The organism is Micromonospora sp. NPDC005171, assembly GCF_040608575.1.
Taxonomy (GTDB): domain Bacteria; phylum Actinomycetota; class Actinomycetes; order Mycobacteriales; family Micromonosporaceae; genus Micromonospora.
The window spans coordinates 42,124-56,136 of record NZ_JBEXIM010000041.1 but is presented as its reverse complement, the minus strand read 5'-3'; the positions used below and the strand labels follow the sequence as shown (position 1 = coordinate 56,136).

General features: G+C 73.2%; 13 protein-coding genes. All 13 read right to left on the bottom strand.

Features of this window, described 5'->3' with window-relative positions; all coding sequences use genetic code 11:
- Window positions 1-91: 91 nt before the first annotated feature.
- Complete coding sequence (locus tag ABZU74_RS29330; RefSeq protein WP_355430466.1) at window positions 92-1,483, bottom strand: transcription antitermination factor NusB; 1,392 nt, start codon at window positions 1,481-1,483, stop codon at window positions 92-94.
- Between the two features lie 41 nt (window positions 1,484-1,524).
- On the bottom strand, window positions 1,525-2,451 hold the full coding sequence (gene fmt / locus ABZU74_RS29325; RefSeq protein ID WP_355430449.1) for a methionyl-tRNA formyltransferase: 927 nt from the start codon (window positions 2,449-2,451) through the stop codon (window positions 1,525-1,527).
- Window positions 2,452-2,456: 5 nt separating this feature from the next.
- Window positions 2,457-3,014, bottom strand: a complete 558-nt coding sequence (gene def / locus ABZU74_RS29320) for a peptide deformylase (RefSeq protein WP_091401921.1) — start codon at window positions 3,012-3,014, stop codon at window positions 2,457-2,459.
- Window positions 3,015-3,059: 45 nt separating this feature from the next.
- Complete coding sequence (locus tag ABZU74_RS29315) at window positions 3,060-4,328, bottom strand: cytochrome P450 (protein ID WP_355430446.1); 1,269 nt, start codon at window positions 4,326-4,328, stop codon at window positions 3,060-3,062.
- Window positions 4,329-4,491: 163 nt separating this feature from the next.
- The gene (locus ABZU74_RS29310) at window positions 4,492-5,475 is read right to left on the bottom strand and encodes an AAA family ATPase (protein ID WP_355430443.1); all 984 of its coding nucleotides are present in this window, start codon (window positions 5,473-5,475) and stop codon (window positions 4,492-4,494) included.
- Window positions 5,476-5,732: 257 nt separating this feature from the next.
- The gene (locus tag ABZU74_RS29305) at window positions 5,733-7,643 is read right to left on the bottom strand and encodes a primosomal protein N' (protein WP_355430440.1); all 1,911 of its coding nucleotides are present in this window, start codon (window positions 7,641-7,643) and stop codon (window positions 5,733-5,735) included.
- Window positions 7,644-7,702: 59 nt separating this feature from the next.
- On the bottom strand, window positions 7,703-8,896 hold the full coding sequence (gene metK, locus ABZU74_RS29300) for a methionine adenosyltransferase (RefSeq protein ID WP_355430437.1): 1,194 nt from the start codon (window positions 8,894-8,896) through the stop codon (window positions 7,703-7,705).
- An 87-nt stretch (window positions 8,897-8,983) separates the two neighbouring features.
- The gene (coaBC, locus tag ABZU74_RS29295) at window positions 8,984-10,192 is read right to left on the bottom strand and encodes a bifunctional phosphopantothenoylcysteine decarboxylase/phosphopantothenate--cysteine ligase CoaBC (protein WP_355430434.1); all 1,209 of its coding nucleotides are present in this window, start codon (window positions 10,190-10,192) and stop codon (window positions 8,984-8,986) included.
- A gap of 14 nt (window positions 10,193-10,206) precedes the next feature.
- Window positions 10,207-10,470 (bottom strand): DNA-directed RNA polymerase subunit omega, encoded by a 264-nt coding sequence (gene rpoZ, locus ABZU74_RS29290; RefSeq protein ID WP_030335666.1) that lies wholly within the window; start codon window positions 10,468-10,470, stop codon window positions 10,207-10,209.
- Between the two features lie 64 nt (window positions 10,471-10,534).
- Entirely contained in the window at window positions 10,535-11,068 is a 534-nt protein-coding gene (locus tag ABZU74_RS29285) for a guanylate kinase (RefSeq protein WP_355430431.1), read from the bottom strand.
- 25 nt (window positions 11,069-11,093) lie between these two features.
- On the bottom strand, window positions 11,094-11,411 hold the full coding sequence (gene mihF / locus ABZU74_RS29280; protein WP_030335662.1) for an integration host factor, actinobacterial type: 318 nt from the start codon (window positions 11,409-11,411) through the stop codon (window positions 11,094-11,096).
- A 178-nt stretch (window positions 11,412-11,589) separates the two neighbouring features.
- Window positions 11,590-12,426 carry an orotidine-5'-phosphate decarboxylase gene (pyrF, locus tag ABZU74_RS29275; RefSeq protein ID WP_355430428.1) on the bottom strand — a complete coding sequence of 279 codons (837 nt, stop codon included), beginning with the start codon at window positions 12,424-12,426 and terminating at the stop codon, window positions 11,590-11,592.
- A gap of 74 nt (window positions 12,427-12,500) precedes the next feature.
- Entirely contained in the window at window positions 12,501-13,775 is a 1,275-nt protein-coding gene (locus ABZU74_RS29270; protein WP_355430425.1) for an adenosylmethionine--8-amino-7-oxononanoate transaminase, read from the bottom strand.
- Window positions 13,776-14,013: the final 238 nt, after the last annotated feature.

Genomic DNA, 14,013 nt, shown 5'->3' with positions numbered 1-14,013 from the left:
ACGACCGGGGCGACCTGGTCGCTCGGGCGCACCGCACGGGTGAGGTGCTCAGCACGTCGCACCTGCCGGCCGGCCGGACGCGCGGGTCGGATCAGCCTCGCCGCAGGACGGCGAGGAACATCGCGTCGGTGCCGTGGCGGTGTGGCCAGAGCTGCACGGTCGGGCCGTCGCCGAGACCGGGCATGCCGGCCGGCAGCAGCGGCCGGGCGTCCACGAAGTCCACCGGAACCCCGCTACGGCGGGCCGCCTCGGTCACCGTCACGTGCGTCTCGACGGTGTGCGGCGAGCAGGTGACGTAGGCGACCAGGCCGCCCGGACGAACCGCCCGCAGCGCCGCGCCGAGCAACTCCCGTTGCAGCCGGGTCAGCGGCGGCAGGTCGGACGGCTGGCGACGCCAGCGCGACTCCGGCCGACGACGCAGCGAGCCCAGCCCGGTGCACGGCGCGTCCACGAGCACCCGGTCGAAGTGCTGTTCCGGCAGCTTCGGGTCGCCGCCGACCTCACGGCCGTCCATCGTCAGCACGGCCACCGGCAGGTCCCGGGTCGCCAGGGAGACCAGCCGGGCCCGGTGCTCGGCCACCTCCACCGCTGTCACCCGGGCACCCCGCTGCGCGGCCAGCGCCCCGAGCAGCCCGGCCTTGCCACCCGGGCCGGCGCACAGGTCAAGCCAACGCCCGTCCGGGCCGTCCAACGGCGCGTCGGCGAGCGCGGCGGCCACCAACTGGGAGCCCTCGTCCTGCACGTGGGCACGGCCGTCGACCACCGCCGGGATGTCGCCCGGCGCGCCACCGGGCAGATAGACGGCGTACGGCGAGAAGGCACCGGGCGCACCGCCGACCTGGTCGGCCAACTCGACCGGGTCGATCAGCCCAGGCCGGGCGCAGAGGTGCACCGGCGGGCGCTCATTGTCTTCGATCAGGAGGCGGGCCGTCTCACCGAGATCGCCGCCGAGCGCCTCGGAGAAGGCCCGCACGATCCACTGCGGATGGCTGTACGCCAACGCGAGGTGACCGACCGGGTCGGTCTCCATCGGTGGGGCGAGCTTCGCCACCCAGGCGTCCGCGTCACGGCTGGACACCTCGCGCAGCACCGCGTTGGCGAAGCCGGTGGCGCCCGGTGCGACCGAACGGACCAGGTCGACAGTCGACGAGACCGCGGCGTGCGCCGGCACCCGGGTGTGCAGCAGTTGGTACGCCCCGAGCCGCAGCGCGTCGCGGACCGGCGGGTCGATCCGGGCCACGTCCCGGCCGGCCGCGTCGGTCAGGATCGCGTCCAACGTGCCCAGGTGGCGCAGGGTGCCGTAGGTCAGCTCGGTGGCGAAGGCCGCGTCCCGACCGAACAGCCCCTCCTCGCGCAGGATGATGGGCAGCACCAGGTTGGCGAACGCGTCGTCCCGGTGCACCGCCGCCACCGCCTCGTACGCGGCGCGGCGCGGTCGGTCCAGCGGTGGCCGGACCGGGCGGCGGTCCCCGCCACGGCCGATCGACGGGCCGGAGCGCGTCGGTCGGGTTCCCTCCGGTGCCGTCACGCGAAGTCCTCTCCATTGCCGACCCGGACGCCGCGCGCCCAGTCGGTGGCGCTCATGGCCCGCTTGCCCGCGGCGCGGACCTCGCCGAGACGCACCGGCACGGTCGCCGTGCCGGCCAGCACCCGGGACTTCTCCACCAGCAACTCCCCCGGCTTCAGCTCGGGGCCGTCGGGCACCGGGACGACCGGGCCGAGTTTCACCCGCTCGTCGCGGAAGGTGGTCCAGGCTCCCGGCGCGGGCGTGCAGGCCCGGATCCGGCGATCCACGGCGAAGGCCGGGTCACCCCAGCGCACCCGCGCGTCGTCCACTGTCAGCTTCGGCGCCAGCGACACCCCGTCGGCCGGCTGCGGCTCGGCGCGGGCGGTGCCGTCGGCGATCGCGTCCAGCACCGCCACCAGCAGCCCGGCGCCGGAGTCGGCGAGCCGCCCCAGCAGGTCACCGGAGGTGTCGGCGGCGCGGATCTCGTCGGTCAGCGTGCCGTAGACCGGGCCGGTGTCCAGGCCCTCCTCCAGTTGGAAGACGCTGGCCCCGGTCAGCTCGTCCCCGTGCAGCACGGCGTGCTGCACGGGCGCGGCGCCCCGCCAGGCGGGCAACAGGGAGAAGTGCAGGTTGATCCAGCCGTGCCGGGGGATCTCCAGGGCCGCCGGCGGCACCAGCGCGCCGTAGGCGACCACCGGCACGCAGTCCGGCTCCAGCTCGCGCAGCCGGTCGAGGAACTCCGGGTCGCGGGGGCGGGTGGGTGTGAGCACCTCGACGCCGTGCTCGTCGGCCCACGCGCCGACCGGGGAGCGGGACAGACCCCGCCCACGCCCGGCGGGTGCGTCCGGCCGGGTGACCACGGCCACCAGCTCGTGTCGGGAGGCGGCGACGGCGGCCAGGGCGGGAAGGGCGACGGCAGGCGTACCGGCGAAGATCACGCGCATCCGGGTCAGCGCCCCAGACCGAAGGGGTCGCTGATGTGCGGGCTGAGCTTGACCGTGGGCGGGGCCGCCGCGTCGTACCACTCGGCCTGGCGGATCGCCTTCATGGCTTCCTTACGGCCCTCCGGGTCCAGTCGGTCCAGGAAGAGCACCCCGTCGAGGTGGTCGGTCTCGTGCTGCACACAGCGCGCCATCAGGCCGGTGCCGACGATCTGCATCGGGTCGCCGAACGAGCTGAAGCCCTTGGCGACGACGTTCTGCCGACGCTTGGTGTCGAAGTAGAGCCCGGGGATCGACAGGCAGCCCTCCGGGCCGTCCTGCTCCTCCTCGTCGGGGAACTCCAGCACCGGGTTGATCAGGTGCCCGAGGACGTCGTCGACGTCGAAGGTGAACACCCGCAGGCTCACACCGAGCTGCGGCGCGGCCAGGCCGGCGCCGTTCTGCTCACGCATCGTGTCGGTGAGGTCGGCGACGAGCCGACGTAGCTCGGCGTCGAAGTCGACCACCGGATCGGCCGGCGTGCGCAGCACCGGATCCCCAAACAGACGGATGGGCTGGACGGTCACGCGGGAGGGCTCCTTCTTCGGGCGGACGAGCGGTGCCGTACCAGTCTACGGAGTGCCCGGCAGAACGCCGTCCGGCGCACCTCGATCAACCACCGCCGGTGTGCCCAGCGTCACCGGGATGCTCTCGTAGCCACGCAGAGTGAGCCGGGTTCGGTGCCGGGGAACCTCGGCCAGGGCCAGCTCGGGCAGGCGGCGCAGCAACATCGGGAAGGCCAGCTGCGCCTCCAACCGGGCCAGGCCCGCGCCGAGACAGTAGTGCGGGCCGGCGCCGAAGGAGAGCGGGTGCGCCTGCGCACGGGTCGGGTCGAAGCGCTGCGCGTCGGGGAACCGGCGCGGGTCGCGGTTGGCGGCGCCCAGCAGCAGCAGCGTCGTACTGCCGGACGGCAGGTCGAGCCCGCCGCAGCGCACCGGCGCGGTGCTGGTCCGGGTGGTCAGCTGCACCGGGGAGTCGTAGCGCAGCAGCTCCTCGACGTACGCCGGGGCAAGGTCCGGGTCGGCGCGCAGCGCGGCGGCGGCCTCGGGGTGACCCAGCAGCACGACAAGGCCGTTGCCGAGCAGGTTGGTGGTGGTCTCGAAGCCGGCGACCAACAGCACCACCAGGTTGGCCAGCAGCTCGGGGCCGGTGAGCCGGTCGCCACCGGCGTCGTGCACCTGGACCAGCGCGGTGGTCAGGTCGTCGGCTGGGGCACGACGCCGCGCGACGACCAGCTCGACGAAGTAGTCGCGCAGCTCGGTGGCGCCGGCGTCGGCGACGGCCAGCTCCTCGGGGGTGATCTCCGGCTCCAGCACCCCGGTCAGGTCGCCGGCCCAGCGGCGGAACAGCGGCCGATCCGCCGCCGGCACGCCGAGCAGCGCGCAGATCACACCCACCGGCAGGGGGTACGCGAAGTCGGCCAGGATGTCGACCGGTGCGCCGCTCTCGGCCTTCGCCACCATCGAGTCGAGCAGTTCCTCGGCCTGGACGCGCACCACGTCGCGCATCCCGGCGACCCGGCGCGGGCTGAACGCTCCGGAGGCGAGCCGGCGCATCCGACTGTGGTCGGGCGGGTTGGTCCGCAGCATCGACCGGGCGATCGACGACACGGCGGGACTCTCCCGCCAGTTCGGCCAGACCTGGTCCCGCAGCGCGTCGTCCATGACCCCGAGGCGGGGATCGCGGAGCAGCTCGTCGACCTCCGGATAACCGGTCACCACGTAGAGGCCCGGCATGGCCTGCACCACCGGCCCGTGCGCGCGGAGCCGCTCGTAGGTCGGGTACGGGTCGACGCGCCCGTGCGGCGACATGAGCAGTGTGAGCGCCTCGGCAGCGTCCATGACCGGCCTCCCCGTCGATGCGTCGGAGACCCCATCATCCCGGTGTCGGCCGCTCGCGGCAGTCCCCACCGCGGCGGTGCCGGAGCGGGCCGGGCCGCCGTCGGCCGGACAGAGTGCGAGGGCTCGCCGTCCGGGGCTGAGCCCGGCGCGGCGGACAGACCCGTCAGACGCTGGCGCCCGGATCCCCGGCGAGCACCGCGTCGCCACGGAGCAGCGCCGGCTCGGGCAGCGGCAGTTGGATCTTGTGAGCCGCCTCCCAGTCGTAGATCAGGCCGGGGCGCACCTGGGCGGCGAAGTAGTCGATCGCGGTCATCCCGCCCACGACCGGCTCGTCGACCTCGGCGACCAGCTGGGCGGGGACCAGGGAGAACCCGTTCTGCAGAGCGGCGCTGAGGCGACGGTGACCGTCGACGACGAAGAAGTACTCGCCGGTGAAGCCGATCTTCAGCGGTTCGAGGGCCTCGTCGCCGGCCTCGGCCACCCCACCGACGAAGTCGGTGTCCCACAGACCCCGCAGGGTGGCGATGTCCTCGGTCGGGTAGACCCGGGCCGGGTCCAGCAGCAGCAGCGGCGGCGCGTCGCGCAGCACCTCGGCGCCGAGCGTGCCCTCGTACGCGGCCACGATGTGCTCGATCACCTCGGCGGCGGACGCCCGGGTGGTGTCGCAGATCAGGTCGTAGTTGCGCAGCCGGGCCTTGTCGACCCCGTACCGGATGATGAACCGACTGCGCTCGCTCGCGCTGCGCTCCCGGAGCTTGGCCTTGGCCTCCTCCAGGGAGGCGTAGCTCTCCGCCGGCCCGGACGGTCGGGCGAGCACCCGGCGGGCCGCCTCGCCCGGCTCGGTGATCATGTGCACCTTGAGCGCGTCGGTGAAGAAGTGCCAGGCCAGCCGGGAGTCCATGACGAGGCGCTCACCGGACGCGGCGATGTCCCGCTGAAGCTGGTCGACGTATCCGTCGACGGCCTGGTCGAGCTCGGCGTGCAGGTTCAGCTGCAGCGCGGTCATCTGCCGCTGCTGCGCCATCTCCCGGTAGAGGTCCCCCACGCTGACCCGGCGCATGCCGAGCCGCTTGGCGATCTCGACCGACACGGTGCTCTTGCCGCTGCCGAGGTCGCCGTTGAAGACGATCGATTGTCCAACGGTCACGACTGGTCCACCCCTGATCACCGGCTCATTGACATCATCGACCTCGCGCCCGACGGACGCGATTCCGCCATCGTCGCGCCATCCCGCGGCGACCCCGGCTCGGCGCGGCTGACGCTCCGTCGCGACCTGGAGCCCGTCGTACGCCTCGGCATGACGGGCGATGCTACCACTCGGGCGCCACCGCTTTGCCGGACGCGGTGTGCGAGGGGGCATCGCAGCGGACGACGTCCGCCACCGTCGGCACCGGCCGAAACTCCTCAGAACAGGCTCAGCGGATCCACCTGGAGACGAACCGGATCGGCGGCCTTGCGGGCGGCCCGAGCGCCAGCGGCCGAGTGCAACGCCTCGGCGAGAGCGGCAGCCCGAGCCCGGGGCACCCGCACCAACATCCGCTCCCGACCCTCCTCGGCCGGCACCGGCCCGAGCACCTCGGCGTCGTCCGGCAGCCGGGCCGCCGCCAGCAGGTCCGCCACCGCGTCGGCCGGTCCGGTGACGCTCGCCATCCGGACGGCCGGTGGGAAGCCCAGCTCGCGGCGCTCGGCCAACTCTCGACCGGCGAACCAGCCCGCGTCCCAGCGCAGCAGCGCCTGCACGGGGGCGAGCGCGCCGTCGGCGACCACCACCACCCGACCCGCCGGCGCCGGGCGGGCCAACGCCGCCGCCGCCAGCCAGCGGCGGAGCGCCTCCTCGCCGGCGCGCAGGTCGGCCCGGGTCAACAGGGCCCACGAGTCGAGCAGCAGCACCGCGCCGTAGCCGCCCTCGGCCACCGGCTCGGCACCCGGGGTGGCCACCACCAGGGCCGCACCGCGGGGCACGTCGGTCAGCACCTCCTCGCGCCCGGAGGTGCGCACCGTGACGCCGGGGAACGCCCGGCCCAACTCCTCGGCGGTCCGCCGGGCGCCGGTCACCGCGGCCCGCAGCCGCCGCCCACCGCACTCCGGGCAGGCGTACGCGGCCGCCACCCGAGCGCACCACCGGCAGGCCGGTGTGCCGCCGGCCGAGGGCAACGCGAGCGGACCGGCGCAGTGCGCGCACCGGGCCGGGGTGCGGCACTCGGCGCAGGAGATCGACGGCAGGTAGCCGCGGCGGGGCACCTGCACCAGCACCGGCAGGTCCTGCCGGAGCGCGTCGCGGGCAGCCGTCCAGGCCAGGCTGGGCAGCCGGGCGGTGGCGGCCCCGGGGTCACGGGCCAGTTGCGGGTCGTCCCCGGTCGGCGCGATGGCCGGAATGCGAGCCCGCACGGTGTTCCGGTCCGCGACCACCTCCGGGGCCCAGCCGGTCTCCACCAGCAGCTGCGCCTCGGCCGTCCGGGCGTACCCGCCGACCAGCGCGCCGGCCTCGGCGAGGTGGGCGCGGGTGAGCAGCACGTCGCGGGCGTGCGGGTAGGGCGCCCGGGGCTCGGAGTGCAAATCGTCACCGTCGTCCCAGATGGCGACGAGGCCGAGTCGGGCCACCGGGGCGAACATCGCCGCCCGGGTGCCGATCACCACCGGCACCTGTTCCCGGCGAGCGGCGAGGAAGGCCCGGTAACGCCGGGCCGGGCCGAGCGCGGCGGAGAGGCTGACGTGTCGCCCCGGGCCGAGCACGCCGGTGAGCGCGGCATCGAGGCGGTCGAGGTCACGCGCGTCGGGCACCACGACCACCGCGCCGCGCCCACCGGCGACGGTGGCCGCCACCGCGTCGGCGTAGCGGGCCGCCCAGTCCTCACCGGGCAACGCCGACCAGACCGCGCGAGGCGCCCGGCCGTCGACGAGCGCCCGCAGCAGGGCCGGGCCGGTCGGGTAGTCGCGCCACCCGCGCGGGTCGGGCGCCCCGGTGGGGGCCGCCGGGGCGGGCTGGTCGTCGCGGGGCTCCTTCTCGACCCGGGCGTGCCGGGGCGGCACGGCGAGCCGGAGCACGTCGGCGAGGCTGCCCGCGTACCGGTCGGCGACCGCCCGGGCCAGCCGGGCGATCTCGGGGGCCAGCACCGGCTCCGGCGAGACCACCTTCTCCAGGTACGCGAGGCGGCCGGTGTGCCCGGAGTCGTCGGCGCGCGACAGCAGCCACCCGTCGACGAGTTGCCCGGCGAAGCGCACCTTCACCCGGGTACCGGGCACCGCCACCTCGTCCAGCTCCGCCGGCACCAGGTAGTCGAACGGCCGGTCCAGGTGCGCCAGCCCGACGTCCACACAGACGCGCGCGACCGGCGACCCATCCGCGGGTCGCCGGTCGCTGCGCTTGGTGGCGGTCAGGCTCCCGCGGCCGACTTGAGGTCGGCGGCCCGGTCGGTGCTCTCCCAGGTCAGGTCCGGCAGTTCCCGGCCGAAGTGGCCGTACGCGGCGGTCTGCTGGTAGATCGGGCGGAGCAGGTTGAGGTCCCGGATGATGGCGGCCGGACGCAGGTCGAACACCTCGGAGACGGCCTTCTCGATCGAGGAGACGGGCACGGTCTCGGTGCCGAACGTCTCGATGAACAGGCTCACCGGGTGCGCCTTGCCAATGGCGTAGGCGACCTGTGCCTCGCACCGCTCGGCCAGGCCGGCGGCGACCACGTTCTTGGCCACCCAGCGCATCGCGTACGCGGCCGAGCGGTCCACCTTGGACGGGTCCTTGCCGGAGAACGCGCCGCCACCGTGGCGGGCGTACCCGCCGTAGGTGTCGACGATGATCTTGCGACCGGTCAGCCCGGCGTCACCCATCGGGCCGCCGATCTCGAACCGGCCGGTTGGGTTGACCAGCAGCCGGTAGCCGTCGGTGTCCAGGCCGAGGCTCTCCAGCTCCGGAGCGATCACGTGGTCGCGCACGTCCGGGGTGAGCAGCGAGTCCAGCGAGATGTCGGCGGCGTGCTGGCTGGACACGACCACCGTGTTCAGCCGGACCGGGCGCAGCCCCTCGTACTCGATGGTGACCTGGGTCTTGCCGTCCGGCCGCAGGTACGGGATCGTGCCGTCCTTGCGCATCGCCGAGAGGCGGCGGGCCAGCCGGTGGGCGAGGGCGATCGGCAGCGGCATCAGCTCGGGCGTCTCCGAGCAGGCGAAGCCGAACATCATGCCCTGGTCGCCGGCGCCCTGCGCGTCCAGCGCGCTCTCCGACGCCCCGGTCCGCAGCTCGAAGGCGTTGTCCACACCCTGCGCGATGTCCTCGGACTGGGCGCCGATGGAGACGCTGACCCCGCAGGAGGCGCCGTCGAAGCCCTTCTTGGACGAGTCGTAGCCGATGTCGAGGATGGTCCGGCGGACGATCGTCGGGATGTCGGCGTACGCCTTGGTGGTCACCTCGCCGGCGATGTGCACCTGACCGGTGGTGATCATGGTTTCCACCGCTACGCGGCTGTGGGGATCCTCGGTCAGCAGCGCATCGAGGATGCCATCGCTGATCTGGTCAGCGATCTTGTCCGGGTGGCCTTCCGTGACCGATTCGGACGTGAAGAGGCGGCGTGTCACGGCACTCCTAAGCGTGTGAGGTCGTTCCGCGGCAGTCTAATCACCACTGCGGCCGGTGTCGGGATCGGTCACGCCCTGTTCCACCCGTCAGGAACGGCCGGGAAGCCGCGCCACGACGAGATCCCAGACGGCGTCGGCCACATCTTCCTTGGCCTGCTCTGGCAATCGGCTGACCGAACCGTCCGCGCCGACGACCGTCACCGTATTGGTGTCGGCGCCGAAGACCAGGTCCGGGCCGACTTCGTTGATCACGATCAGGTCGGCCCGCTTCCGGGCGAGCTTCGCCCGGCCGTTGGCCTCGGCATCGCCGGTCTCGGCGGCGAACACCACCAGCACCTGCTCTGGTCGTTTGCGCTGGCCGAGCTCCGCCGCGATGTCCGGGTTCGTGACGAGCTCGATGGTGGGCGCGACGCCGTCGTCCGACTTCTTGATTTTGCCAGGCGCGTACGTCGCGGGCCGGAAATCGGCCGGAGCCGCCGCCATCACCACCGCGTCGGCCTCGACGGCGGCCTTGACGGTCGCCTCCTGCAGCTCGGCGGTGGTGCCCACCCGGATCAGGTCGACGCCGGCCGGGTCGGCGAGGCCGACGTTGGCCGCGATCAGTGTGACCCGGGCGCCTCGGGCGACCGCCGCGCGGGCGAACGCGTACCCCTGCTTGCCCGACGAGCGGTTGCCCAGGAAACGGACCGGGTCCAGGGGCTCGCGGGTGCCACCGGCGGTGACGACCACCCGGCGGCCGGCCAGATCGGCGGGGGCGGAGTCGCCGCGGGCCAGCAGCCGACCGGCGACGGCGAAGATCTCCGCCGGGTCGGGCAGTCGACCCTTGCCGGTGTCGGCGCCGGTGAGCCGACCGACGGCCGGCTCGATGACCCGCACACCCCGGGAGCGCAGGGTGGCGACGTTGGCCACGGTGGCGGGGTGCTCCCACATCTCGGTGTGCATGGCCGGAGCCAGCAGGACCGGGCAGCGGGCGGTGAGCAGCGTGTTGGTCAGCAGGTCGTCGGCGAGGCCGTGCGCGGCCTTGGCGAGCAGGTCGGTGGTGGTCGGCGCGACCACCACCAGGTCGGCCTGCTTTCCGAGCCGGACGTGCGGCACCTCGTGGACGTCGGTCCAGACGTCGTCGGCGACCGGCTGACCGGAGAGCGCGGCCCAGGTCGGCGCCCCAACGAAGCGGAGCGCCGACGCGGTTGGCACGACCCGAACCCGGTGACCCGATTCGGTGAAGAGTCGCAGCAGCTCGCACGCCTTGTAGGCGGCGATGCCGCCACCGACCCCGAGGACGATCGAGGCGGACATCGGCCAGCGGGGGTTTACGGCTGGTCGGTCGGCTCGGCGGTGAGCAGGCCCGAGTTGATCTCGCGCATGGCGATCGAGAGGGGCTTCTCCTGCGGGGTGGTCTCGACGAGCGGGCCGACGTACTCCAGCAGACCCTCACCGAGCTGGCTGTAGTAGGCGTTGACCTGGCGCGCGCGCTTGGCGGCGAAGATGACCAGCGCATACTTCGACGTCGTCTTCTCGAGGAGCTCGTCGATCGGCGGGTTGGTGATGCCTTCGGGGTTGGCGATGGATCCCACGAATTAACCTCTGCGTCTTTCGAGCCGCGCGGACGCGGTGCTGAGTCTCAACGGCGGCCGACCGTCAGCCACGCACACGCGACCAGGTCGGATCCGGATAAGAAGAACCGAGTAAGCCTACCAGCTCGTCGACCACCCGTTCGGTGTGGTCGTGGGTCAGCGTGTGCTCGACGATGGCGACCACCGTGGCGTCGGGGGCGTACCCGGGTGGGATCAGCAGCACCAGCCGGGCGTCTGGCAGACGCGCGCGGACCAGTGGGGCGCCGCGCAGGTCGAGCGGGAGCAGCACCGGCTGCCCAGCGGCGAGCCGGGCGCGCAGCGGCGAGTACGGGGTGCCCCGGCGGTGCGAGCCGATTCGGGACCACTCCAGCAGCTCGCCGTCGACGATCCACCTGTCGAACTCGGCGGGGGCGAGGAAGACGCGGTCCACCCCGTCGATCTCCGACTCCCGGCGCGGCCTGGTGGTCGCCGCGACCGGGATCCACACGGACGGAGAACGCGCCCGGACGAGCTCGACGACACTCTCCCTGCCGGAACCCGAAGGTCCAGCCAGGACAGTGAGCCGAGCCGCCGGGCGCGCCTCGTCATCCGTGCTCACTGCTTGTTTCTACACGCTGCCAGGTTCAGTTGGCGGCGAACTCTCCAAGCAGTGCCTTGCGCTGCTGCTCGCCGAGGCCACGCAGGCGACGGCTGTCGGCGATCTTGAGCTTCTCCATGATCTGGGTAGCCCGGATCTTGCCGATGCCCGGCATGGCCTGCAGGACGGCCGACACCTTGAGCTTGCCTACGACGTCGTCGCTCTCGGCCCGCTCGAGGACGGCACCGAGGGTGGTCTTGCCCTGCTTGAGCTGCTCCTTCAGCTGAGCACGGGCCTTGCGGATCTCCGCGGCCTTCTCGAGCGCGGCAGCGCGTTGTTCGGGGGTCAGTGACGGGAGCGGCACCAGTTCTCCTCAGGTCCCTATCGCGGCGGGCGGGGCGCACCGCCGCATCTGTGAAACGTGGTGTCGCTGTGAACCAAGGGGTCCATGGTTCCCAGCGCGGGGAAAACTAGCGGCCAACGAAGCTTTCGGCAACGTGGGGGCCGCATGATCACCGTAGAGTGACCGACCCGTCAGTCAGTCACCGGGCAGGCAGGACGGCCCGGCAGTCGACCAACACACGGTCCGCGGCGGCGCGCAGCGCGGCCACATCGGGGCCTGCCGAGAGCACTTCCCGGGAGTACGACGGGAGCACCGAGGCGAGGCTCGAACCGAAGACGGTACGCAGATCGGCTGCGCCGGCACCCTGTGCGCCGAGTCCCGGAGCGAGCAGTGGGCCCCCCACCCCGGAGAGGTCGTGACCGGTGTCACCGATGGTCGCGCCGACCACCAGCCCGAAGCTCCCCAGCGGTGCCGCACCCCGGTTGAGCTGGGAAATCTCGTCGATCACCGTCTGCGCCACGGTGCGGCCGTCGGCCGTGACGGCCCGCTGCACGGCCGCTCCCTCGGGGTTGGAGGTGAGGGCCAGCACGAAGACCCCGCCGCCGTACTCGGCGGCCAGCTCGAACATCGGCGCCAGCGAACCGACCCCGAGGTAGGGGCTCGCGGTGACCGCGTCGACATACACGGAACTGGATGGATCAAGGTACGCGGCGGCGTACGCGCTCACCGTCGAGCCGATGTCTCCGCGCTTGACGTCCAGCAGAACGAGCGAGCCGGCATCCCGTAACTGTCGGATAGTTGACTCAAGAATCGCCACACCTCGGGACCCGAACCGCTCGAAAAAGGCCGACTGAGGCTTGACTACCGCAACCCGGTCACCGAGGGCTTCCACGACGGTCCGGCTGAACCGGTCGAGCCCCTGAACGTCGTCCGGGAGGCCCCACTGGGCCAGCAGACCGGGATGCGGGTCGATGCCCACACACAGTGGGCCGCGCTCGGTGATCGCCCGGTGCAGCCGGGTACCGAAGCTCTCCATCGGAAGTGTTCCCCTCTTCTCGTCCGGGCGGGTGCCCCGCCCGGGTAACCCGTCGACCCGGTGACCGGGCCGACTCAGCCGGCCGCCACCGCCGCCGCCACCCCGGTCGCGATCCGGGCCAGGTCGACGTCGTCGGTGACGTACGGCGGCATCGTGTAGATCAGGTCGCGGAACGGACGCAGCCACACGCCCTGGTCGACCGCTGCCGCGGTCGCCGCGCCAAGGTCGACCTCATGATCGAGCTGGACCACGCCGATCGCGCCGAGCACCCGGACGTCGGCCACGCCCGGCGTGCCGCGCAGGGGCTCCAGGCCGGCGCGCAGGCCGGCGCCGACCCTGGCGACCTGTCCGGCCCAGTCTCCGGCCCGCAGCAGCCCGATGGAGGCGTTCGCCACCGCGCAGGCCAGGGGGTTCCCCATGAACGTGGGCCCGTGCGCCAGCACGCCGGTCGCCGAGATGCCCCGCGCGACCTGCGGGGTGCACAGGGTCGCCGCGAGGGTCAGGTACCCGCCGGTCAGCGCCTTGCCCAGGCACAGCACGTCCGGCGTCACCCCGGCGTGCTCGGCGGCGAACATCTCGCCGGTACGGCCGAACCCGGTGGCGATCTCGTCGAAGATCAGCAGAATCCCGTGCGCGCGAGTCACCTCGCGCAGCACCCGCAGGTAGCCCGGGTGGTGGAAGCGCATCCCGCCGGCACCCTGAACGACGGGCTCGACGATCACGGCGGCCAGTTCGTCGGCGTGCCGCTCGACAGTGTCCACGAGCGCCGCCAGGTACACGTCGTCGGGCGGATCGGTGAAGCCGCCCGGAGGCACCGGCGCGAACACCTGCCGGGGCAGCACGTCGCCCCAGAGGTGGTGCATCCCGCCCTCCGGGTCGCAGACGCTCATCGGATGGAACGTGTCGCCGTGGTAACCACCCCGCCAGGTCGCCAGCCGTCGCCGCTGCGGGCGCCCGACGGCCCGCTGGTACTGCAGGCACATCTTCACCGCCACCTCGACGCTGACCGAGCCCGAGTCGGCCAGGAACACGTGTTCCAGGCCGTCCGGGGTCAGCTCGACAAGCGTCCGGGCGAGCTGCACCGCCGGCTCGTGGGTGAGCCCGCCGAACATCACGTGGCTCATCCGGCCGAGCTGGTCGGTCACCGCCGCGTCCAGCACCGGGTGCCGGTACCCGTGGATCGCCGCCCACCAGGACGACATCCCGTCCACCAGCTCCCGCCCGTCGGCCAGGGTCAGCCGTACCCCCTCGGCGCCGCGCACCACGTACGGCGGGTTGGCCGGCGGCAGCGTGGCGTACGGGTGCCAGACGTGCGCCCGGTCGGCGGCCAGGATCTCCTCGGGTGTCACGCGTACTCCTCTGCGCCTCAAGCGGTCCGGACGGCGGACGTCCTGCGGCCGGGTCGAACCTCTCCGCCGACCCCGCCGCCGCTTCCAATGCCGCCGCCACTGACTTTGCCGCCGCCGCTGCCTTTGCCGCTGCCTTTGCTCTGCACCCGCGGACGCGACACCCGGCGGCCGGGTGTCGCGCTCCGGGTGGTGCACCCACGGGTGCAGAGCAAAGGGGGAACAGCGGGCGTGGGCTCCC

What these genes read in the sequence shown, in the direction of transcription:
- coaBC (WP_355430434.1), bottom strand. Translation starts at nt 10,192, where the DNA reads ATGTCCGCCTCGATCGTCCTCGGGGTCGGTGGCGGCATCGCCGCCTAC.
- pyrF (WP_355430428.1), bottom strand. Translation starts at nt 12,426, where the DNA reads ATGGAGAGCTTCGGTACCCGGCTGCACCGGGCGATCACCGAGCGCGGC.
- ABZU74_RS29315 (WP_355430446.1), bottom strand. Translation starts at nt 4,328, where the DNA reads ATGGACGCTGCCGAGGCGCTCACACTGCTCATGTCGCCGCACGGGCGC.
- fmt (WP_355430449.1), bottom strand. Translation starts at nt 2,451, where the DNA reads ATGCGCGTGATCTTCGCCGGTACGCCTGCCGTCGCCCTTCCCGCCCTG.